The 22,917-nt window shown below is 43.3% G+C and carries 20 protein-coding genes and 1 CRISPR repeat array; of the genes, 12 read left to right on the plus strand and 8 right to left on the minus strand.

The window, feature by feature from the left end; all coding sequences use genetic code 11:
- Nucleotides 1–158 precede the first annotated feature (158 nt).
- The 3 genes from coaBC to H6G32_RS13915 all read right to left on the minus strand — a co-directional run bounded on the left by coaBC (nucleotide 159) and on the right by H6G32_RS13915 (nucleotide 2,462).
- Nucleotides 159–1,403, minus strand: a complete 1,245-nt coding sequence (coaBC, locus tag H6G32_RS13905) for a bifunctional phosphopantothenoylcysteine decarboxylase/phosphopantothenate--cysteine ligase CoaBC (RefSeq protein WP_190459181.1) — start codon at nucleotides 1,401–1,403, stop codon at nucleotides 159–161.
- 64 nt (nucleotides 1,404–1,467) lie between these two features.
- Nucleotides 1,468–1,680, minus strand: coding sequence for a protein IsiD (gene isiD, locus H6G32_RS13910; protein ID WP_190459183.1), 213 nt, complete (start codon nucleotides 1,678–1,680; stop codon nucleotides 1,468–1,470).
- A 155-nt stretch (nucleotides 1,681–1,835) separates the two neighbouring features.
- Nucleotides 1,836–2,462: an alpha/beta hydrolase gene (locus H6G32_RS13915; protein WP_190459185.1), complete on the minus strand. Its 627-nt coding sequence runs from the start codon at nucleotides 2,460–2,462 to the stop codon at nucleotides 1,836–1,838.
- 380 nt (nucleotides 2,463–2,842) lie between these two features.
- Nucleotides 2,843–4,649: direct repeats of the CRISPR family, unit length 37 nt; unit sequence GTTACAATTCGCCCAAATCCCTATTAGGGATTGAAAC.
- 385 nt (nucleotides 4,650–5,034) lie between these two features.
- Here H6G32_RS13915 and H6G32_RS13920 point away from each other — a divergent pair.
- From H6G32_RS13920 to H6G32_RS13930, 3 genes are all read left to right on the plus strand, one after another.
- Nucleotides 5,035–5,622 carry a Uma2 family endonuclease gene (locus H6G32_RS13920; RefSeq protein ID WP_190459187.1) on the plus strand — a complete coding sequence of 196 codons (588 nt, stop codon included), beginning with the start codon at nucleotides 5,035–5,037 and terminating at the stop codon, nucleotides 5,620–5,622.
- 67 nt (nucleotides 5,623–5,689) lie between these two features.
- The gene (gene purH / locus H6G32_RS13925) at nucleotides 5,690–7,231 is read left to right on the plus strand and encodes a bifunctional phosphoribosylaminoimidazolecarboxamide formyltransferase/IMP cyclohydrolase (protein WP_190459189.1); all 1,542 of its coding nucleotides are present in this window, start codon (nucleotides 5,690–5,692) and stop codon (nucleotides 7,229–7,231) included.
- 346 nt (nucleotides 7,232–7,577) lie between these two features.
- Nucleotides 7,578–8,186: an HD domain-containing protein gene (locus tag H6G32_RS13930; RefSeq protein WP_190459192.1), complete on the plus strand. Its 609-nt coding sequence runs from the start codon at nucleotides 7,578–7,580 to the stop codon at nucleotides 8,184–8,186.
- Nucleotides 8,187–8,220: 34 nt separating this feature from the next.
- On the opposite strand, the gene H6G32_RS13935 is transcribed toward H6G32_RS13930, so the two are convergent.
- Nucleotides 8,221–8,937, minus strand: a complete 717-nt coding sequence (locus H6G32_RS13935) for a lipoate--protein ligase family protein (RefSeq protein WP_190459193.1) — start codon at nucleotides 8,935–8,937, stop codon at nucleotides 8,221–8,223.
- Between the two features lie 36 nt (nucleotides 8,938–8,973).
- On the minus strand, nucleotides 8,974–9,453 hold the full coding sequence (locus H6G32_RS13940) for a YbjN domain-containing protein (protein ID WP_190459195.1): 480 nt from the start codon (nucleotides 9,451–9,453) through the stop codon (nucleotides 8,974–8,976).
- 335 nt (nucleotides 9,454–9,788) lie between these two features.
- Between H6G32_RS13940 and H6G32_RS13945 the strand changes: the two genes are divergently transcribed.
- Both H6G32_RS13945 and H6G32_RS13950 read left to right on the plus strand, forming a co-directional pair.
- On the plus strand, nucleotides 9,789–10,112 hold the full coding sequence (locus H6G32_RS13945; protein WP_242046594.1) for a PIN domain-containing protein: 324 nt from the start codon (nucleotides 9,789–9,791) through the stop codon (nucleotides 10,110–10,112).
- A 200-nt stretch (nucleotides 10,113–10,312) separates the two neighbouring features.
- On the plus strand, nucleotides 10,313–11,458 hold the full coding sequence (locus H6G32_RS13950; RefSeq protein WP_190459292.1) for a serine/threonine-protein kinase: 1,146 nt from the start codon (nucleotides 10,313–10,315) through the stop codon (nucleotides 11,456–11,458).
- Nucleotides 11,459–11,614: 156 nt separating this feature from the next.
- On the opposite strand, the gene gndA is transcribed toward H6G32_RS13950, so the two are convergent.
- Nucleotides 11,615–13,045, minus strand: coding sequence for an NADP-dependent phosphogluconate dehydrogenase (gene gndA, locus H6G32_RS13955; RefSeq protein ID WP_190459198.1), 1,431 nt, complete (start codon nucleotides 13,043–13,045; stop codon nucleotides 11,615–11,617).
- 315 nt (nucleotides 13,046–13,360) lie between these two features.
- Between gndA and H6G32_RS13960 the strand changes: the two genes are divergently transcribed.
- Nucleotides 13,361–14,086 carry a Ycf66 family protein gene (locus tag H6G32_RS13960; RefSeq protein WP_190459199.1) on the plus strand — a complete coding sequence of 242 codons (726 nt, stop codon included), beginning with the start codon at nucleotides 13,361–13,363 and terminating at the stop codon, nucleotides 14,084–14,086.
- Nucleotides 14,087–14,274: 188 nt separating this feature from the next.
- Here H6G32_RS13960 and H6G32_RS13965 read toward each other — a convergent pair whose 3' ends face one another.
- Entirely contained in the window at nucleotides 14,275–15,306 is a 1,032-nt protein-coding gene (locus H6G32_RS13965; protein ID WP_190459201.1) for a VOC family protein, read from the minus strand.
- 511 nt (nucleotides 15,307–15,817) lie between these two features.
- Here H6G32_RS13965 and H6G32_RS13970 point away from each other — a divergent pair.
- The 4 genes from H6G32_RS13970 to H6G32_RS13985 all read left to right on the plus strand — a co-directional run bounded on the left by H6G32_RS13970 (nucleotide 15,818) and on the right by H6G32_RS13985 (nucleotide 20,190).
- The gene (locus H6G32_RS13970) at nucleotides 15,818–17,218 is read left to right on the plus strand and encodes an NYN domain-containing protein (RefSeq protein ID WP_190459203.1); all 1,401 of its coding nucleotides are present in this window, start codon (nucleotides 15,818–15,820) and stop codon (nucleotides 17,216–17,218) included.
- An 80-nt stretch (nucleotides 17,219–17,298) separates the two neighbouring features.
- On the plus strand, nucleotides 17,299–18,003 hold the full coding sequence (locus H6G32_RS13975; RefSeq protein WP_190459205.1) for an SDR family oxidoreductase: 705 nt from the start codon (nucleotides 17,299–17,301) through the stop codon (nucleotides 18,001–18,003).
- A 229-nt stretch (nucleotides 18,004–18,232) separates the two neighbouring features.
- Nucleotides 18,233–19,345: a 4-hydroxyphenylpyruvate dioxygenase gene (gene hppD, locus H6G32_RS13980; RefSeq protein ID WP_242046595.1), complete on the plus strand. Its 1,113-nt coding sequence runs from the start codon at nucleotides 18,233–18,235 to the stop codon at nucleotides 19,343–19,345.
- Nucleotides 19,346–19,509: 164 nt separating this feature from the next.
- Complete coding sequence (locus tag H6G32_RS13985) at nucleotides 19,510–20,190, plus strand: HAD family hydrolase (protein ID WP_190459207.1); 681 nt, start codon at nucleotides 19,510–19,512, stop codon at nucleotides 20,188–20,190.
- Nucleotides 20,191–20,287: 97 nt separating this feature from the next.
- On the opposite strand, the gene H6G32_RS13990 is transcribed toward H6G32_RS13985, so the two are convergent.
- Entirely contained in the window at nucleotides 20,288–20,911 is a 624-nt protein-coding gene (locus H6G32_RS13990) for a CPP1-like family protein (RefSeq protein ID WP_190459209.1), read from the minus strand.
- A gap of 509 nt (nucleotides 20,912–21,420) precedes the next feature.
- Here H6G32_RS13990 and H6G32_RS13995 point away from each other — a divergent pair.
- Nucleotides 21,421–21,648 carry a hypothetical protein gene (locus H6G32_RS13995; RefSeq protein WP_190459211.1) on the plus strand — a complete coding sequence of 76 codons (228 nt, stop codon included), beginning with the start codon at nucleotides 21,421–21,423 and terminating at the stop codon, nucleotides 21,646–21,648.
- A gap of 488 nt (nucleotides 21,649–22,136) precedes the next feature.
- Nucleotides 22,137–22,856 (plus strand): response regulator transcription factor, encoded by a 720-nt coding sequence (locus H6G32_RS14000; protein WP_190459213.1) that lies wholly within the window; start codon nucleotides 22,137–22,139, stop codon nucleotides 22,854–22,856.
- Nucleotides 22,857–22,917 lie beyond the last annotated feature (61 nt).

Below are 22,917 nucleotides of genomic sequence, written 5' to 3' on the forward strand. Positions count from 1 at the left end.
CTACACAGGCAAAACCCGCCTGCGCGGGTTTGAAACCCTTGCTTTTCTATCAGTCCGCGTAGGTGGAATATCCCTAGGGGACGCTACGGGAAGGTTTGTATAGCCGCGATTTATCACCGCCAGGGCTAGGTGTAAGATGTGAGCTAATCCCTTTTCTGTCAAGATAGGAGAAAATTAAATAACTGATGGGACATTTCTAATTTTGTACAAGGTGCGATCGCTAATTGACGTCCTTGCTGATCTAAAAATATCGCTTGATTATTATCACTGCCAAAACCACTATCAGCTTGATCTATGGGATTGGCAACGATCGCATCTAGTTTCTTTTTCTGCAACTTTTCCCGCGCTGGGGTGACAATATCCCCTGTCTGGGCCGCAAACCCAATTAACCGCTGATGGGGTTGTTTGAGTTTGGCCAATTCTGCCACAATATCTGGTACTGGTTCTAGGGGTAAGGAGTGGGGTAGCGATCGCTTGGGCAATTTTTCTGTACTATAATCTCTAGGCTTTACATCTGCCACCGCTGCCGACATCACAATTACATCAGCCTTGGGGAAATGTGCCAACATTGCCTGGTGCATTTCTGCGGCAGTCGTCACCGAAATTGCTTCCACTCCCAATGGTACATCCCAACTCGCTTTTCCATGCACCAGAGTCACACTTGCTCCTCGGTGCAATGCCGCTTGGGCTAAGGCTAATCCCATTTTACCTGTGGAGGGATTGCCAATAAACCTCACGGGATCGAGATACTCTCGCGTTCCCCCAGCACTAATCAACACCCGTTTGCCGGTTAAATCTCGCTTACCAAGGGTGTACAACAGCGATTGGATATAAGCTAAAATTTCTGGGGGTTCTGCCATCCTGCCAGCACCAATGCGATCGCAAGCCAATAAACCCGATGCCGTATCCATACCATGATATCGTGCATCTGTCAACAATTGGTGCCAATTTCGCTGCACTGCCAACTGTTCCCACATATCTGTATTCATAGCTGGTGCCAACAACACAGGACAAGTGGAAGCGAGGACAGTATTTGTCAGCAAATTATCAGCCATCCCCCAAGCTAACTTGGCCAAAGTATTTGCAGTTAAAGGGGCAATTACCAACAAATCAGCCCATTCACCTAACTCAATATGCAACGGACGTGAGTGAATTGGTTGCCAGAAATCATCATCTGTGTAAGCGGAATGACGGGATAGGGTGGCTAAAGTTAGAGGGGTGATAAATTTTTGGGCAGAATTGCTGAGAATGACACGCACTTCTACCCCAGTTTTAAACAGAGTTGAAACCAATTCACAAATTTTGTAGGCAGCGATACCGCCACCTACAGCAATTAAAACCCGTTTTGACGATTGGGGGTTTGGGATTTGGGATGTTGGACTTAAGGATGATGGCATGGGCATCTTCGGCTGAGGTTCCGATAATTTCTAATTTTAGCCAGTCAACCCCATCGAAAATCTAAAATCCCTAGGCTTCATCGTAGGGTTCCAAATCCAAGAGATGGATATAAGATTCAACTAACTCCGGACGCTGAAATGCGATCGCTCGCAGTAGATGCCAATCATTCAAACCCTCAAAAGCATTACTATAATTATCCATCTCCAGACGTGTAGCCAACTCTTCCACCTCTGCCGCAGTCATGGCAGCAATTTCTTTCCTGGAAATGCTTAGAGTTTTCATAATGCTTGCCCCTCCCTTTTGCAGCGTTCGCTTTCAGCTTCGGTTAAATTGCGCTTTTACGCAACCACCCAATATATCTTACTCATTAGAGAGCATTAATTTCGTAAAAATTGTACTGATTTGTTGCAGAATTTGTAAAAAATATGTAATGAAGACTAAGCAATTGCATTCACAACGAAATTTCGTAGCACTCCTAACATTTGGGGACTAATTTCATGTCCCATGTCAAATTCGTGGTACTCTAACGCCACCCCTAAAGACTCTACAGTTTCCCGTGTCTTCCATGCAGCTTGCACTGGCACAACTTCATCTTGTCTACCATGCATAATTAAAGTCGGGGGAAAATTACTGTTAGTTGTCGCTCCTACACCAGGATGTAAATATCCACTCATGACAACTAAGCCTGCTAGAGGCAAACTTAATCCTACATCCAAAGTCATAGCGCCGCCTTGAGAAAATCCACTCAAAATAGTGCGCGATAAAGGTATCCCCGTGTTACTCTCTATCGATATCAACCAATCTGTTACCATCTGCCGACTTTCTGTTAACCCCTCATACATATTTTCTGCCCGCAGGTCATACCATGCTTTTCCTGTAGGAGAATAAGGATAGACAAAAGGCGCATTGGGAAACAGGAACTGATAGTTGGGCAGGTTAAAAAACGGCAATAAAGATGCCACATCTTGGGCATTTGCGCCCCAACCGTGTAAAGCGACGATTAAGCCTTCAGGTTCTTGTCCTTTTGGTGGCGAAACCTTAATAAAATCTAAAGTTTTAGTCATGAGTCATTACGTGAAAATCAAGGTTGAGAAATATAACCTTAATGCAAATTATCCAAGGACGTGAGCATAAATTTCACTTTTCTTAACTGCTTATTTAAAAGCCGCTTCTAGCAAGGTTTCTGGGCGATAAATGCGCGGATGGGTAGGTGTAGAAATTCGATGGCAAAAAAAAATGCTTGTATCTCAATCACTGTAAGGGTTTCAGCCTCTAATTGCTCAATTTCGATCCGCGCGATCTCTGAAAGCCTTAGCATAAAAGGGTTTCAGCCTTTTTTTTCAGCCCCCTATTTTCAAACCAACGGCTGTAATGGTATATTGATGATCGATCCGCGCAACCGCACCTTGAAAACTAAATATGGTAAAGGTTCCAGATGCCAGGGGTTACAATTCGCCCAAATCCCTATTAGGGATTGAAACAGGATTGCAATAAAGCAGAAATGCCTTCTCAATCTCATTCCACGTTACAATTCGCCCAAATCCCTATTAGGGATTGAAACCCGTACAATCCCAACGCTGCCAATATTTATGGGGTTGTTACAATTCGCCCAAATCCCTATTAGGGATTGAAACACCTAAGCTTACGGATATAATCGCGGGCTTTAAATTGTTACAATTCGCCCAAATCCCTATTAGGGATTGAAACCATTGCTCTCTATCGCTTCCTTCGGAGGATTCAGTTACAATTCGCCCAAATCCCTATTAGGGATTGAAACTTACTGCCACGTCCTGATCCCATCTGGATACTGTGTTACAATTCGCCCAAATCCCTATTAGGGATTGAAACTACTTAATACTATCGAATGCGAAATTTATAAAATATAATAGTTACAATTCGCCCAAATCCCTATTAGGGATTGAAACACATTACCCCAAAGCTATGTTACTGTATTCAGAGAGTTACAATTCGCCCAAATCCCTATTAGGGATTGAAACAGAAAAGCCAGGTAAAGAAAAGATTGCGCTTTTGTTACAATTCGCCCAAATCCCTATTAGGGATTGAAACGCTTTCCTTTTTGTTGGCAAAGCGTATATATACTGGTTACAATTCGCCCAAATCCCTATTAGGGATTGAAACGATCCTAAAAGCACGCGAACTTCACCGGCGTTAACTTTATCGTTACAATTCGCCCAAATCCCTATTAGGGATTGAAACGAACTTTTTTAAGCGCTTCTATGTTTGCGCTTAAATGTTACAATTCGCCCAAATCCCTATTAGGGATTGAAACTAATGATAGTAATTCTGTACAGACAGCTAAAGTATGTAATGGTTACAATTCGCCCAAATCCCTATTAGGGATTGAAACATCGTGCAACTATTACCGATGTAAGGGATCACAGGTTACAATTCGCCCAAATCCCTATTAGGGATTGAAACGAACCCCTTCACTCGACAATAACGACGGACAGCGGCATCGTTACAATTCGCCCAAATCCCTATTAGGGATTGAAACCTCAAAATTATCAAAGCGTGTATATAAAATTGTTACAATTCGCCCAAATCCCTATTAGGGATTGAAACGTCGCAGCAGGATTAAATCGGTGGTTGCCTCTGTCCGCGTTACAATTCGCCCAAATCCCTATTAGGGATTGAAACGTTAGCCGGAAACTTCGGCAATCGAAAAGGCACAGGGATGTTACAATTCGCCCAAATCCCTATTAGGGATTGAAACTGGAATTGCATCTATTAGCACCCGAATTTGTTGCTTATGTTACAATTCGCCCAAATCCCTATTAGGGATTGAAACTCGTTCACTATCCGATATTTCCAATGGGAAGGTAGGATAGTTACAATTCGCCCAAATCCCTATTAGGGATTGAAACTCTAGCTGCACCTTTGCACCGTGCCCCCAAAACTCAGTTACAATTCGCCCAAATCCCTATTAGGGATTGAAACGCATTAAAAGCGAATGTAGGCTCTTCCAACCCCAAGTTACAATTCGCCCAAATCCCTATTAGGGATTGAAACGGTAAAGCCAAAAAGGCAAGTGCCGGATTTGCTTCAAGTTACAATTCGCCCAAATCCCTATTAGGGATTGAAACTGATAAACTACCTCTAGGTACAAAACCAGAATTAGGTTACAATTCGCCCAAATCCCTATTAGGGATTGAAACAGCAAAACGGGTTTGCTTTAAAGCACTTCTTGATTCAAGTTACAATTCGCCCAAATCCCTATTAGGGATTGAAACTACTTGGTAAAACTTATGGCAAATCCAAAGGGTTACAATTCGCCCAAATCGCTATTAACCCAAGTTGCGGGTAATAGATAATGGGTAATAGGTAATGGGTGATTAAATCCCAGTTTTCATCCTGTTCATCCTTTAATCCTGGACATCCTGATTCTGACAGTTTTCCTAACTATAGGAATAATATTTGATTCCTGAAATTATTTGCGTAGGCAGGCAAGAGGCACTCATGCAAGAGGCAAAGGGATTCTAGACGATTAAGGTGTACCGAGTTTTTTTCAAAAATCAAATATGAGTCCTATAGCAACTTACGTTATTAGGGATTGAAACGCGGTTGTTGGTTAAAATTAACCAAAACCCTAGGAAAAATGAAAATGAGGTTTTGAATATGGTTGCTTCCCCGCAAATTTACATCACCCCAGAAGAATACTTAGAATTGGAAGAAAACAGCCCCATCAAACATGAATATATTGACGGGTATATCTACGCAATGGCTGGGGCACTTGAAGCTCATGTTACCATCGCTGGAAACCTATTCGCCTTGCTGCGTAATCATGTACGTGGTTCTGGCTGTCGGGTATATATTTCTGACATGAAAGCAAGAGTAGAATCTCTAAATCGATTCTACTATCCTGACGTGATGGTGACTTGCGACCAACGCGACCAAGAGACGGCTGGGTATAAAAATTTTCCTTCTTTAATAATAGAAGTGTTATCTAACTCTACCGAAAGTTTTGATAGAGGAGACAAATTCGCTGATTATCAAACCCTAGAGAGTTTACAAGAGTATGTGTTAATTAACACTAAAAAAACTAGAGTTGAATGCTTCCGTCGTAATCAAGAAGGGCTGTGGGTTTTACAGTCTTATGCAGGAGAACAAACATCTTTTCAACTGCACAGCATTAACTTTGAGGGAACGATGACGCAACTGTATGAAGATGTAAATTTTGATTTGCAACCTCAACCCCAGAATTGATCTACAACTCCCCTCCCTTTCGGTAAAATGATCTTCTGCTCTCAATTTTTAAGGAATCTGGGGAATTATGGCGCGTCTAGCCCTGCTGAGTGTATCTAACAAAACTGGTGTAATTGACTTAGCCCGTAGCTTGGTTGAAGAATTTGGCTTTGATATCATCAGCAGTGGGGGAACAGCAAAAGCTCTGAAAGATGCCGGAATAGCCGTTACTAAGGTTTCTGATTACACAGGTTCACCGGAAATTTTAGGCGGTCGAGTCAAAACACTCCATCCTCGCATTCATGGGGGTATTTTAGCACAGCGGGATGTAGAGCAAGATTTGACAGATTTGGCAAATAACCAAATTCGTCCCATTGATTTGGTGGTGGTGAATCTTTATCCCTTTGTGGAAGCGATCGCTAAACCAGGTGTAACATTATCTGAGGCGATAGAACAAATTGATATCGGTGGCCCGGCAATGTTGAGGGCATCATCAAAAAACTTTGCTCATCTCACTGTCTTGTGTGAACCATCTCAATATGCAGAATATTTGCAAGAATTGCGCGATAACGCTGGGGAACCAAGTTTAGAGTTTCGCCAAAAGTGCGCTTTAAAAGGATTTTTGCACACGGGAACCTATGATCAAGCGATCGCATCTTACCTGGCAGAGACTGTAGGAGCACAGCCCCTAGCCCAAGAATACAACCTCTCTGGAAAACAACTCCAATCCCTACGCTACGGCGAAAACCCCCACCAAAGCGCTGGATGGTATCAAACTGGAACTACCCCAACAGGATGGGCTGCTGCTACAAAGCTGCAAGGCAAAGAACTCAGCTACAACAACTTAGTCGATTTAGAAGCAGCACGGCGGATAATTTCTGAATTCACCGATAGCCCCGCAGCCACAATTATCAAACATACTAATCCCTGTGGCACTGCTGAAGGCAGCACAATTTATGATGCTTACCAAAAGGCTTTTAACGCTGACTCGACTTCTGCCTTTGGTGGTATTGTCGCCCTCAACCGTCCCATTGATGCTGACACCGCCAGGGAGTTAACCAAAACATTTTTAGAATGCGTCGTTGCACCAAGTTGTGAACCAGATGCTCAAGAAATTCTGGCAGCTAAAGCGAATGTTCGCCTTTTAATTATACCAGATTTGCATAGTGGCCCCAAAGAAACTATCAAAGCGATCGCAGGTGGTTTCCTCATCCAAGCTGCCGATGACATCATTGCCGATGTGAGTAAATGGCAAGTTGTCACCGAACGCCAACCCACCCAAAGCGAGTTAACAGAATTGCTGTTTGCCTGGAAAGTTTGCAAGCACGTTAAATCAAATGCCATTGTCGTTAGTGGCGATCGCGCTACCCTAGGAGTAGGTGCTGGTCAAATGAACCGCGTTGGCTCAGTCAAAATTGCCCTAGAACAAGCTGGAGAAAAAGCCAAAGGTGCAATCCTGGCCAGCGATGGATTTTTCCCCTTTGATGATTCAGTCAAAACCGCAGCAGCAGCGGGAATTACTGCCATTGTCCAACCAGGGGGAAGTTTGCGCGATCAAGTTGTGATCAAAGCCGCTAACGAACTGGGTTTAGTGATGGTGTTTACAGGTGTGCGTCACTTTCTCCACTAATTTGGGTAATTATTGTGCGTAATCTAGCGCAGTTAACAAACTGTCACACACTATACTTGCCGTTTAATGAAACCAGTGATATCGTATAGTCGTGTGTGAGGAGCAATGTTAAATATAAAAAGCGCTTGGGGTGGAAACACGGCAACACTCCCAGGCGCTTTTTATTTTTGCTACAAAAAATGCCTGATTTTGTCCAGTTATGAAAGTGTCACACAATATACTTGCCATTCAATGGAACCAGTGATATCGTATAGTCGTGTGTGAGGAGCAATGTTGAATTTAAGAAGCGCTTGGGGTGGAAACACGGCAACACTCCCAGGCGCTTTTTAATTGGAGAGTTTCAACGGTGACAATCAACAAACTGACTCAACAAATTCAATTCATCATCGAAATAGACCGCCTGAAACAGGTGCTACGCCAAACCTCTCTTGTTGGTGGTTCACGGCGAGAAAACAGTGCAGAACATTCTTGGCATTTGGCAGTGATGGCGATCGCATTATCAGAATATGCTCCCGTGGGGGTGGATATATCCCATGCCATCAAAATGCTGCTAATTCATGATTTGGTAGAAATTGATGTGGGCGATATCTTCTGCTACGATGTCCAAGGTAATCAAAACAAAGCAGAGTTAGAGGCACAAGCCGCAATCCGTTTATTTGGACTTCTGCCAGAAAATCAAGGAGAAGAATTACGCTTACTCTGGGAAGAGTTTGAAGCTGGAGAAACACCCGCAGCTAAATTTGCCGCCGCCCTAGATAGAATCCAGCCGTTGCTGCACAATCAGCAAAATAATGGTGGGACTTGGCTGATTTATGAAATTACGCGGGATCAGGTAATGAAAAGAATGGCGCCAGTTGAAACAGGTGCGCCAGAACTTTGGCCGTTTGTTTTGCAATTGATTGAGGATTCTGTGGCGGCGGGGTATTTGAAAGATTCTACAGCATTTTTGGATTAAAAGTCAATAAAAGGACTAAAGTCCTTACTACGAGCTAGATAATCGCTTCCCACTCTGAAGGTGAGAGGGGTTGCACTTCTATCTGCATTGTAAAGCGATCGCAGGCTGCGGCAATTAAAGCGTTCATCGCCGTGTCTCTATCTAGGTTTGGGGGTAATTGTGCGGTGGTAAAAGATTCTGTACCAAATACTTGCCTAAATAAATCTGCATCTGGGTTTAACTGGATGGAACCATGTTGTAAAATTGCCCCACCCCGGAGTAATTGAGCGCTACCAATGAGTTTGGTATTATTTGCCAAAACCAAATCTGCACCTGTGGCAGTGCCAAAACAGTTAGGGTTGTGGATGTAACCCCGGCCAGCTATTCCATAATGCAACTCTACACCAAGCGATCGCCACCCTTGAATTAAAAACTCACAAATTTTTTGGTATATCTGGAGACGACTGCCCGTGATGCCAGATGTAACCACAGCGTAAGTTAAATCACCTTGGTGTAAAACTGCCCGTCCACCGGTAGGACGCTGCACTAAATCCAATTTTTGACCTTGCCAAGTTAAGTTTTGCCAAGATTCAGAATATTGGCGTTGATGATAGCCGAGGGAAATTGCAGGTGGCGACCAAGTATAAAACCGCAGAGTTGGGGGATGGATTCCCAATTGGTGCTGGGATAGTAACCAACGGTCAATCGCCATCTGGACGTTACCAGCAGCGTCTAACAAAGGAATTAATCGCCAAACCTGCTGACTATGCATCTGTTCCCCAATCTAAAATCTAAAATCCAAACTACCTTAAGCTGCACCAAACTCAGATTGTAACGCCTCGTCATGATCATCTGCGATCGTTGCCACAATTGTAATCAGCCGAGAGACTTCACCAGGAGACAACTCCGCTAAGGTACGCGTCGATATCACAACCACCTGATTTTCAATAATCCCGAACCGCGCTTCCAAGGTGCTAGAGCAATTTAACTCCAACAGATATCGCAGCAACCGATGTTCATCTTTAGCAGGTAACTTAAGTACTTCAGACCAAACCGTGATAGTGTCCTCATCGCTAGTGCCGGTGAGTTGAACAAAAACTTCCACACTGCCATACTTAAACTTCCAGAGATAAGCACCCTCTGGGTTGTGGCTAACCATCGCACTGTCATCTTGTTCTAGAGAGTCGATGACATTTTCAATCACTTCTACGTGCTTGATGGTTGTCGTTTCGGCGATGAGTTCATTGATGAAATCATCGGTAATTGAGGTTTCTTGGTAGTTTGTCATAGGGATTTTTGCCTGAATATAGTTATTGCTTTATCTACAAATACTCTATAACTTCTGGGCAAAGTTAGTTATGGCTCTTTAGGTCATAGTCTGATCATCGGTCGTACCAGGTTAATTTGAGGTTAAATAAAAGTAACATATATTACAATAAATCAAGGAAAGAATTTTTTGTAATATATCTTTGAATACACCATTATCCAGTAAACGAACAAGACTGGTTTATCAAGATATGCAGATGATTGAGGAAGAACAGCAACTATGTTAAGCAAAGTAAAAACTATTGAAATTTGCTCGTAGTGAGGGCTTCAGCCCTCACTACCAACCTTGAATTATTTATGCCAACCTACTTACTTGACACAGATATTCTTTCTGAAAGCTTGAAGCGTAAAGACCAGCGTGTTGTAGCTAAGGCCATAGCTTATCTAGCAGTTTTTGGTTACTACACTATCTGCACTATCACCGTATTGGAGATTGTCAAAGGCTGGCATAAACTGCAACGGGAAGATAAGATTCAGGAGTTTTTTGCCCAAGTTGCTGTTGCAGAAGTGTTAATGCTGCAACTCAGTGATGCTGAGTTAGCGGGACGTATTTATGCAGATTTAGAACGAACAGGGCAACCGATAGGGCTTGCTGATGCCATGATTGCTGCGTTGGCGTAGCCTACCGTAGGTAATCGCTATTCAACAAAACTTTACCTTAGTAAGTGGTAATTTATCGCACTATCAGCGGATTCAAGCCCTAGGTTATAACTTGAAACTGGATAATTGGCGAATCTAAATACCCTTTTGCTGAGGACAAGGCACAATAAAGACAAGTGAGAGCGATGTCTTACGAAAAGCCACTTCGTGTCTACGCCTTTATGAGCTACTGCCTTAATCCCCATTGCCCAAAACCGGAAAACCCTGATGATGTTAAGTTTTGCCTGACTTGTGGTGCCAAGTTACTCCTCAAAGAACGCTACCGCGCTATTAAACCGATAGGACAAGGTGGTTTTGGCAGAACATTCTTGGCTGTAGATGAGGATAAACCCTCCAAGCCACGCTGTGTAATTAAGCAATTTTACCCCCAAGCACAAGGCACTAACACGGTGCAAAAAGCTGTGGAGTTATTCATCCAAGAAGCGGTGCAGTTGGATGAATTGGGCAAACATCCCCAGATTCCCGAATTAATGGCATATTTTACCCAAGAAGATCGCCAATATCTAGTGCAAGAATTTATCGATGGGCCAAATTTAGCTCAGGAATTGGCACACAAGGGGGCTTTTGGTGAAACGCAAATTCGGCGATTACTGCATGATTTATTGCCTGTACTGCAATTTTGCCATGCTAGAGAGGTGATTCACCGGGATATTAAGCCAGAAAATATTATTTTACGGAGTAGTGACGGCAAATTAGTCATAGTAGACTTTGGGGCGGCAAAATCTGCCACCAGCACCGCCCTCAATCGCACAGGTACGAGTATTGGTAGCCCTGAATACGTTGCCCCGGAACAAATGAGAGGGAGGGCGGTATTTGCCAGCGATATCTACAGCTTGGGGGCGACTTGTATTAATCTCTTAACGATGCGATCGCCTTTCGACTCCTATGATACCCACAACGCCACTTGGATTTGGCAGCAATACTTGAAAACTCCTGTGAGTCATCAGTTGAGTGCCATTCTCGACAAAATGCTAGAAAACATCCCCGTTCGGCGTTACCAAACAGTAGACGAAGTACTCAAAGACTTAAATCCCCAATTACCAGTAACCCCCACACCAGCAATATCCACTCCTCCCACACCCTCATCAGCACCAACTACTCCACCTGCCTTTGTCACCAAATCCCCAAGTCAACTTGACATAGAATTAGAAGAAATAAAAACTCAATTTACTGGTATTGGTAAACCTCAAAACAAAAACGTTCCCATACCACCACCGCCTACCAAAAATCAACCTACTAGCACCAGCGAAATAGATAATGAATTAGAAGAATTAAAAGCTAAATATCTGGGAAACAATAACACCTAAAATCTCTAATTTCAATAATGTAGAGCGGGCTTCTTGCCAGATCCTAAACCACACTTGATATTACTTCTAAAAAAAGTGACTCTGACAATCAGAGCCACTTGTTAATCTTTATTCTGAACCTTTATATAAGTTCAAAATATTGAATAGCGGGAAAATTTACTTCTTAGACTCAGCAATGGGTACCCATTCTGTATGGAAACTACCTTCTTTATCTGTGCGCTTGTAGGTGTGTGCGCCAAAATAATCGCGTTGTGCTTGAGTTAGATTTTGAGGTAAGTTAGCAGTGCGATAGCTATCGAAATAATCCAAAGAAGCACTAAATGCTGGTACTGGAATTCCCAGTTTAGCTGCTGTCATGATTACTTCCCGCCAAGCTGTTTGTCTGTCGAGAATTGTTTGCTTAAATTCGGGAGCTAATAGCAGGTTAGGCAAGGCTGGATTTTCGTTAAAAGCCTTCTTAATCTTATTCAAGAAGCCAGCACGAATAATACAGCCACCCTTCCAAATCCGAGCCATTTCGCTCAGATCCAAATTCCACTTATAGGTATTAGAAGCTGTAGATAACAGCGCCATACCTTGAGCGTAAGAACAGATTTTGGAGCAATAGAGAGCATCGCGCACCTTGTTGACAAAATCCTTGATTTGCCCATCATATTTAGCGTTAGGGCCAGTCAGGATTTTAGATGCTGCTACCCGCTCATCCTTAATAGAAGACATGATCCGGGCATTGACAGCTGCTGTAATTGTGGGAATAGCAACCCCCAATTCCAAAGCAGTTTGTACAGTCCAACGACCAGTTCCCTTTTGACCGGCTGCGTCAACAATCAAGTCAACTAAGGGCTTCTTGGTATCAGGGTCGATGTAGGGGAAAATGTTGGATGTAATCTCAATCAAAAATGAATTGAGTTCGTCGGTGGTGTTCCATTCTGTGAACACTTCATGTAGCTGTTGAGCGTTAAGTCCAGCAACATTTCTCAGCAAGTCGTAGGCTTCAGCAATTAGCTGCATATCGCCGTACTCGATGCCGTTGTGTACCATTTTGACGTAGTGACCAGAACCACCAGGTCCAATATAGGTAACGCACGCGCCGTCATCGACTTGAGCCGCAATTTTGTTGAAAATTGGGGATAGATACTCGTAGGAACTTTTTGTACCACCGGGCATGAGTGAAGGGCCATTCAAAGCGCCTTCTTCACCACCGCTGACGCCCATACCGATATAGCGTAGTCCTGCGGGTTCTAATTCCTGAGTGCGTCGCTCTGTATCTTCAAACCAAGAGTTGCCACCGTCGATAATGATATCGCCTTCTTGCAGCAAAGGTTTTAGTTGGGCAATTACCGCATCCACTGGCTTACCAGCTTGCACCATCACTAAGATTTTGCGGGGACGTTCCAGTGCAGCGACAAATTCTTCTAGGGTAAAGGCCGCTACGACATTCCGTCCTCCGGCACGCTGTGCCATGAAGGCATCGGTTTTTTCGCGGGAGCGGTTGTAAACTGCAATTGGAAAGCCATTGCGCTCGACGTTTAAAGCGATGTTCTCGCCCATAACGGCTAAACCAATCACACCAAAGGTTTGTAGTGTCATAAATTTGTTTGGCTAACTCTTGCAGATCCTTTCATCTTTAGGGTAGACCGAGATTTTCACTGATCTCCTAAAGAAGATATTAAGAGTTGAGATAGAGGGCAAAAATTCACAACTAACATGGCTATTTAGTTTTAATTTGTATCTAAATCAACAATTGTCTTGCAAATTTTGCAAAATTGAAATATCTAGTTAAGAAACTGGGTGCTGGATGCTGGGAAGGAGGAAATGTAATACTAATCCTAATATCCTAATTCCTAATCCATATTCCCTAATCTCTAATTCCTAGTCAAATGTTACGGTAAGGAGTATCCAAAAATGCTGGCATATGTCCTAGCGCTAGTGGTCGGACTTGGTAGTTTAGCCATTTACACAGCAGCTTTCTTTTTCCCGGAGATTCACCGGAAGAATGACTTTATCTGGAGTGGTGTCGGGTTGTTCTACGCCTTGGTATTATGGGTATTTGCGCCACGTATTACTGGAGGTCTTTTGCTGGGTCATGTGGCTAGTGTCGCTCTTTTGGTTTGGTTTGGCTGGCAAACTCTGTCATTACGTCGGCAACTGACACCGCAGATAGAACAAACTCAGATACCCAGTCCTGAGGCGGTGAAAGCTAGCGTTCAGCAACAGGTGAGTAAGTTTTCTCTTCAGGAAAAGCTGGGCCAATTGCAAAATGGTCTTGGTAGGATCTTCAGTGGCGTAAAAGACCGGGTACAGCAGACTGTAAGTAAAAAGCCCCCTGTACCCCCAACACCAACACCAACACCAACAGTGCCACCTGCTGTGGAGATTATCGACAAAACTACAGCCAGCCCTGAACCACCTACAGAAGCAGTTACAGCAGCTGAAACCGAGATTGTACCAGATGTGCCGGATGCGATCGCCCCAAATCCCCCATCTCCCGAATTGGTAGCAGCGGCCCAACCAGAGACTGAGGAAAAACAACCGATTCCCGTCGAGGAAATTGCCCCGGATGCTGTACTCGCTCCCCCAGCAGAAGCACCTTCGGCACAAATGCCCCCAAATCAGGGGACTGGGGATTAGAGACTCTTTACTGGGGATTGAGGTAAATAATGTAGCTGTCCTTTAGCAACAGCCAGGTTTTCCGTAATTGCTTTTTCTAGGGTGGGAGCAGCTATGATGCTTTGATTCACTGATATGCGCTTTTTAATTAGTTTAACTATGCTTTTTCAATTAAGCGATCGCTAATATTAACCCTAGCCCCTACTCAGTTAATTACTTTCTACCAAATTCCAGAAATAGCCATCCGGTGCAACAAAGGAAAAACTCATCTCCCCAAATTCATTACTGACAATATTCGTAATTTTTTGGGCATTACTCCCCTGGACACGCTCAAAATAGCTATGTATTCCCCGCACACGGTAAGTATAAAGGCACATTCCCAAGCTGCCTGGTTGGGTAGCTTCAAAGCGCGACTCTAAATTGATATCTTCTGGAAAGCGAATAATGTACAGTCTGCCACTGCGTGCCTCCATAAAGTCTGACTTAGAAGAACGAGGATCATCAAAGGCAGTCACAATATACTTCTCCCCAGGGTTGAGGTCAAAAATATCTCTACCCGCCGCCGAAGATTCGTAAGTAGTCTCCACCTCATCACGCACCCGCAGCAAACCCAAAACTTCTTCATAAAACTTGAGACTTTCCTTGCTGTCATCCTGAACAATTATCCCCATGTGGGTAAATTGGCTAGTTTTAAAAGCCGAATTGTAATTGATTTGTCCATACTTCGGCACCACATAGCCAAAGCGTTGAAAAAGCACCTGTCGAGTTAAAGGTTGCAGTAACATCATTTCTCGCACCCCAACCGCAGGATCAATAAAAGGACGGCTTTTCTTTTCTTTGTCATAAATAACTTCCCAATAAGAATTAGTGTATCTAATAGCCCAACCTGCGGCTTTTGCCTCCTCCACATGATTTGAAATACCCAAGAGATCAGCCGTTAAGGTAGTTGCCCAGCGATTGCCCAAAACTTTCATCGAATCCATTCCCAACCCTGAATTTGTGGCGTTTTGCCAAATCATCAGCCGAATTAAACCATGATCTGCACCTTGGTGATAAAGGCGAATTGCGTGTAAAGGTGAATTCACCCCATACAATTGGTAGGCTGCGGCTGCGGTTAATTCACCCACTTGGCCAATGCGATAGCCAAATTGCTCCCAATATTGAATTGCAGAAATTGGCTCTGGGAGTCCAATACATACCTCATAGATCCCTTCAATTGCAGTTTGTCGATTTTGAGTCATGCTAATTTTAGATTAACGATTTTGTTTGGATTGGGAATTAATACACGCCTACCATAGCCCTCTGGCAAATAGCGCCCGTGTGCACCAGTCCGCTGATTGGCATGGATTTAAGTGGATCTACGACAATTTTGATTTTGTACACAGATGTACTCAAACAGCCCTCTGGCAAATATGAAGAGGGGTTGAGGTGAACTTATAATTTAGTATGTTTTGCCACCTAGTATAACCAGATCAGATTGGCCAAAGCGCACTCCTAGAGACTGAAGACTGGGAACTGTCAAGAAGAATAAAGCTGTCGCCAAAATACTCAGGTTTCTTGGTAAGTTAGGGTTGCAGACTCAAGGGATGATGTGTAGGTTTTACAGTACCCACCACGGCTGAAAACGCACTACTAAGCATTCCTTAGGCAATTTTACGGTTCTCAGATAGTTTCTTCCCCAGGTATAACATGGGATAATTACTGTCTTTGATGATGGACTGAGCCAGGATGCCCTACTGTAGTGTGTGAGCTATGCCAAAGTACGAGCGTTTGCTGACTACTCATGATTCTGTCCTGTTAAACCAAATCGGCTCCTATGTTTGCCAAGCAATTATTGCCATTCAACAACAGCAGCCAGAATTATTGCACGAAAAGTACAGGAATATTCAGTGGCAAAGTTCTTCTAATCAATCTGCTTTAACCGCAAAATTTACAGAAGCACTCAGCCAAACTCAAGACTGGGATGCACTGGTACAGAAATTTCAAGTATACCTAAAAGCTCTACTAATTCCCGAATCTTTTAGTTCCTCTACTATCGGTGAGCTAATAGCAAAAGTTCAGCAATTAAATCCTGGAATATCTGAATTAAATAGCTCAACAAAGAATATAACTATTCATCCGTCTACAAGTACTAGATTTTTGCAGAAAATTGGAATAACAGTTTTACTTTTAGATGCAGAAAATTTACAAATTAACGCTGACACAGAAAAATTTTTAACAACGGTTTGTACTTGCCCTATCCAAGTTAAAGTAGCTTTTGCTAATTGGTCTAATCGGGGTAAGCTAGATGTGGAATTACACGAGCGCGGCTATGATTTGATTCATGTGCCTATTGGTAGGGATAATGCAGATGGAAAAATGATCGCCTTTGGTTCTTCAATTCATGAGCGTTATCCAAATGCTCAGGAAGTTTTAGTTTGCTCTTCAGATAAGGTGATGACTAATCTGTGTAATCATTTGCAGCAAAATGGATTAACAGTATATCAGGTTAGTCAGCAGGGAGAAAATCTCCGGTTATTTAATAGCTCTACTGGTAAAATCACTACCCATAGCCTGAAAGCTTTATCAGAAATCCCCTCAATTGAGCAGTTGATTCAGCAACTCAAAACATTAATTAAAGCCGAGCAACAATCTACAGGTAATCAGTGGGTACAGGTTTCAAAAGTATCACAACTGCTGCAAAAAAAATATAAAATAACTATTACTCAAGTTATGTCTATTCATCTTCCTGGTAAAAAAGCTAGGGATATTTTTATTGATTATCCTGCTGAGTTTGTAGTTCACCAAGCTCCCGATAAATCTGAACTATATGTAACTCTGTTTGAATTGCCCCAGGTAAGTAAATCCAATAGTAGTAATTTTGTCAAGCAAAGTGCTGTTAAAAATCAGTCTTTATCGAGTATCAACTCTCCAGAAGATTTGGAAGAGGCACTGATAAAGATGATGAACACCTTAACCAGTAAGTCAAAAGAAAGTCACATTCGCCTAGAAATTCTAGGGGCTGAATTTAATAAGCAATACGGTGAAGGAATTACCAAAATCCTTAAACGCTTGCAAACAAGCAGTACTTTTATTAAATTTTTGCAGTCTTCTAGTTATTTCACACTGGAAAAGGAAGGGAAATCCTATAGAGTGATCATGTCTTACCCATGAGATGCTTTCAGTCTTTACCCACAGATTCAGCCTGGGATTCAGTATCATGTAAAAGGCTGTAAAGAAATGTAAAGGATACGATGCAGGATAAAGTCGTTGTCATTGTCGGTGCTACTGGCGGCATTGGTTCAGTTTTAACTCGCCAACTTGCCCCTACAGGTGCTCGGTTGGTACTGAGTGCCAGGGATGCGGTGGGTTTAGCTGCATTGGCAGATGAGTTACCGGGGGAAGTTTTGACTGTGCCCACAGATATTACTGATCCCCACCAGGTAGACGCATTGATCAAAAAGGCTGTTGCCGAGTTCGGTCAAATTGATGTCTTGGTGAATGCAGCTGGTGCTGGTATCCTCAAACCTTATAACAGCCTGGAACCGGCAGATTTAGACAAGATGCTAGATGTCAACTTAAAAGGTAGCTTTTACACTACTCAGGCAGCTGCTGAAGAGATGCAAAAGCGCAAGTCTGGCCATATTTGTAATGTGGTGGGAATTTTGGGTAAGCATTCGATGGCAATGGCAGCAGCTTATTCTGCTTCTAAGTTTGGCGTCGTTGGTTTTAGCAAGTGTATGGCGGAGGAACTCAAACGCTTTGGTATTAAGTTCACTCTATTCTACTTTGGTGGGGTAGATTCTCCTTTCTGGGACAATGTCAGCTTAAAGGTAGACAGAAAAAAAATGCTCAGTCCCCAAACTGCTGCTAATGCTATTTTCTACGCCTTGACTGCCGAACCACAGGCTGTGCCAATGGAAATTAACATTCAACCTGATAGCCATCTGTTTTTCTAGGTTAGGACTAAAGCTGCGTGTCACAGTTAATGTCTCTTGTAGGGTGCGTCAGACTCGATAATTCGGTAACAATCAACAGATTTTCGATATCTGACGCACCCTACAAAGCCATGGCAGTTGCGTAAGTCCTATAGGTTTAGGAAATTTGTAGTATGCCTACATAATTCTTGCTGAGGAAAGAAGTGGAAATCTAGCAAAAAAGGCATAATTTACAATTATATAAGCTACTATGCTGGATTTTCCTAATTTAGGCTATATGTTAAAAATTGATCACGTTCACTTCTATGTACAAGATGCCAAGGTGTGGCGGGATTGGTTTGTATATCATCTCGGTTTTCAAGTAGTAGCCGATTCCATCTTGCCAACCGCAAGTCATCAAGGGGAATCGTTTCACACTTGCACAGAAGTGGTGAAAAGTGGTGTTGTCTGCTTTTTGCTGTCTTCACCTCTACTGCCCACAAGCCCAGTAGCTGAATTTCTGCGTCAGCACCCCCCTGGTGTGGTGGATGTGGCTTTTGCTGTTGCAGATGTGACAGCAGCGATCGCCTTTGCTCAAGCACAGGGCGCCACCATCCTCCAACCCGTCCAGGAGTACCAGATGGGTGCTGTATCCCTCAAGTACGGTCAAATTGCTGCTTGGGGTGGGCTGACTCATACATTGATCGAAAGACCAGTGGTCAGTAGTCAATTGCCATTAACTACTGATGACAGTGCTTTTACTTGCATAGATCATGTAGTGTTAAATGTGGCAGTAGGTGATTTAGCGCGTGCCGCGGCTTGGTACAAAAACGTTCTCAATTTTCAACCCCAACAGGCGTTTCAAATTAAAACCGCTCACTCTGCTTTATACAGTCAGGTGATGGTTTCCCCCAACGGCTGCGTACAATTACCGATTAATGAGCCAGCTTCACAAAATTCCCAAATTCAGGAGTTTCTGGAAGTGAATCGGGGACCGGGAATTCAACACATCGCTTTGCGATCGCCTAATCTGGTGAGTGCGATCGCCCAATTTCGCCACCGTGGTCTATCTTTACTTTCAGTCCCCAAAAGCTACTACTCACAGCTAGAAGAGCGGCTAAAACTCGCCCTATCTCCAGGAGAAATGGAGGCGATCGCTCAACAGGAAATTTTGGTTGATTGGCAAAAAGATTCTCCCCTAGGGGCCCTACTACTGCAAATTTTCACCAAGCCCATTTTTGGACAGCCCACCTTTTTCTTTGAGTTTATTGAGCGCCGTTGCAAAGCTTCTGGTTTTGGAGAAGGTAACTTTCGTGCCTTATTTGCAGCTATTGAAAGCGAACAAATCAAACGCGGTACCCTCGGCTCAACAATTCAAAATTAAAATATCCCTCTGGGCATTAGTGACAGGTTGAGCAAACTACCCCGATGTCAACAGATGTGGGGAAAAATGTGACAAAGCTCAAGAAATATGCCAACCACATAACTAGTCTCGAAAAATAGCCACACATCTGAGATAATTTCCATAAAAATTAACATTTTCCGCCGATGCTACGACTGATTACTGACTTCGACGGCCCAATTATGGATGTTTCCCAACGGTACTATAGTGTTTATCAATTCTGCCTAGAAAAAACTCGATATCCAGACCAACCAGTGCAACAACTTTCAAAAGCGGAATTTTGGCAGAAGAAGCGAAAGCGCATACCCGAAACACAAATTGCCTTGAATTCTGGTCTAGACGAAGCACAGTCTCAAGCGTTTTCCCAGTTGCGGCGGCAAATAGTGCATACAGAACCTTATTTCCAGTATGACAACCTCATACCTGGTGCATTGGAGGCACTGCTAAAAATTCAACAAGCTGGCATCGACTTGGCAGTAATGACCATGCGCCGGGTTCGGGAACTAGACTATGCCTTCAAAAAATATGATTTAGAGGGATTTTTCCCGGAAAATCGTCGCTATTGTCTGAGTAACGACTATGTGAAAACCCGCGATATTGAAGATAAACCCTTATTGATGGCAAGAGCATTAGCTGAACTGCCCCCAGCTACTGATACCTGGATGGTGGGGGATACGGAAGCAGATATCACCGCCGCTCAAAAATATGGCATTAAGGTCATGGCTGTAGAAAGTGGGATTCGCGATCGCACCCAATTAGAAATTTACCACCCCGACGTAATTATTCATGATTTGAGTTCGGCTGTAGATTTAATCCTCAGAAACTAGTACATCGCGGCAGAAAAAAAGCTCTCTTGAAAAATAGACGGAAAGCTTAATTTATAAGCCTTCCGTCTATTTTAAATTTTGAATTTTGAATTCCGCTTTAGCGGAGAAAGCTGCTAACCAACCACAACAATATAAATGTCAACACCGTAGAAACTTGATTCGGCGTCAAATGGATGAAAGGCGTTGGCAATAGCCAGCTCGCAATTAGCCCCCCAGCAATTAAGCCAGCGATTAAACTTACCAGCGTAAATAAAACGGCTCGACCAAATTTGCCTTCTTTGCGATTGAGAAAGTAAATACCGATTCCCACCCCAACCACCAACGCCAACTGCAAAACCTGATCGCCCGCAGCTGTGTAAAACACACTGATGGCACTCAAACCAAGATACCAAGCACCTGGTAACAGCACATCTACCGATGTTGGCTGATCTAGCATTCGTTGCAGCCAAGCAGGCGAATGCTCGCGAGGGGTGGGACTTTCTTTAGGAGAAGATTGCACTCGCAAATCTGGAAAGCGGATGCGTTCAGGCACTTTGATTTTACCTTCTTGGCGCATTCGTAAACGCTCCATTAAAATCGCATCGTAAGCAGCTTCGATGATTTCTAGACTCTTGGCATCACCACCATGTTGCTCCAACAGACGATTGCGAGCATCCTGAATTTCATCGAAGCTAGCATTTTCTGATACCCCAAGTTTTTCGTAGGGATTTTGATCGCTCATGGGAGTTTATTACTTCAGCCTCAGTCAGCGGCAGTCTTTTGTTGAAGACAAAACAACCTTAGGTTTGATGTTGATCGAAACCAGCGTCTCAACCAACTTTCATGCTCTACCAGGATAGTAGCACGGGTTAGTTTGATTGACTGGGGAATTTCAACTATAGTCACTTTAACATATTGCCAGAAGTCCGTGTATCCCTTAATGTCGTTGATTATTTCTAGTTTTACTCTCATATCTGAACTGGGAAGACCTAAAAAAGACTTTTTAGGAAAAAGAAAAATAAATTTTTTTGGCTCAGATTTGCTACCTTACCTTGTGTTGAGGGAGTTTTCTTTAATTTAGGCTGACAATCGCTTATGGTATAAATCTACATATCGATTTAAGATTCAAACATTTTAAATCACTAGCTTACTGATATCAAAAGGCGATAAAGTTTACCTAATTGCTGAGGCTAAGTTCAGAATATTTCTTTACAAAAAAATACTGGAGGTTGAAAGGCACTGAGTATGTGGATGGCTGAGAAACCCACATACCTACTTCAGACGGTGGATGAAAACCGACACGTCGTGGGGACACCAGCTTCTGCCTCTGGCGCCAGGAGCTACACTATACAAGTCGGCAGAGCCAACGCCACTTGCTACCTCCTGTCTCCTGGGTCGCTGCTGGGCCAACAGAGGAACAACCCTGACCACCGACGTTACTCCAGCAACCCAGTGACTCATTTATCCGCAGTGATATAATGCCTTTAGCGGTAAAGCGCGTAACAAAAAACAAAGTGTTTGTTTACCAGGGTAAAATCTGGATTTCTTGACTCAGTATGGCTAGTTAATTCCCTCGCTCGTCTGTACCGACAGGACAGAACCGCTACCCAATCAAGTAAGAAAAAAGCAGGCTTTTCGGTTGTAGAAAAATCTACATCGCGGTCGGGCAGTCCGTGAATGCTTGTGGAGGGTTAGACTACAACCCGGAAGTTGTAAAACTCCAGTCACCTGGGAAGCAAGAATCCCCGTCTCTTTAGAGATGGGAGTGTCAATGGATATACTGAATTGCAGATCTGCTTGCCAGAACATTCTCCCTTTGATTGTCCAGCATCTTGATTACAGTTTATTTGAATGATCAGGATCATCATGCCCGGCCCTTGTAGAGTCTTAATTACTGCCAAAGTGGAAACTGCGTTTTTACGGAATCCTCCTGTTAATCCTATGAATTTTTGTGTAAAGTGATGGTCATGGCTCCCGCCAAGATTCTTGTTGTTGATGACGACCCTGCGGTTCGGAATTTAATCCAACGCTTTTTGATTAAACAGAACTATCAAGTAGAGGCTGCCGAAGATGGTAAGACAGCCCTAGCTCAGTTTGAGCAATTTAACCCAGATTTGGTGATTCTAGATGTGAATTTACCAGATGTGATCGGCTTTAACCTCTGTCAAGAGATGCAAAGTCGTAATGGTGTTTTTGTGCTCATGCTGACTAGCCGTGCAGACGAAGCTGACAAAATTCGCGGTTTTTCTAAAGGTGCTGATGACTATCTGACCAAGCCATTTGGTCTCGGAGAGTTAGAAGTCAGAGTAGCAGCGATTTTGAGGCGTCAGCGGGTTGTAACTACCGCAGAACAGAAACGTCTGATTTTTGAAAAACTGATGATCGACCCGGTGCGACGGGAAGTAACTCTTAGCAACCAAGCAGTTCCCTTAACGGCTCTAGAATTTGATTTGTTGCATTTTTTAGCCAGTCATCCAGGTCGAGTTTGGCGGCGAGCAGAACTCATTCAAGAGGTTTGGGACTACGAATATGTAGGCGACCAACGGGTTGTAGATGTACATATTGGTCAAATTCGCAAGAAGATTGAAATTGATGCTAGTCAGCCAGCATTAATTCAGACTGTACGTGGTGTAGGGTATAAGTTTGAATGTCCTGTTCACCCCCAACAGTTAGAGGTCAAGTCCTAAGTCCTAAGTCCTAAGTCAAGAGTTTTTTAACTCTTGACTCATCATTAAATTCTGTTTTTTA

Origin of the sequence: Cylindrospermum sp. FACHB-282, assembly GCF_014697195.1 — a bacterium.
Lineage (GTDB): Bacteria > Cyanobacteriota > Cyanobacteriia > Cyanobacteriales > Nostocaceae > Cylindrospermum.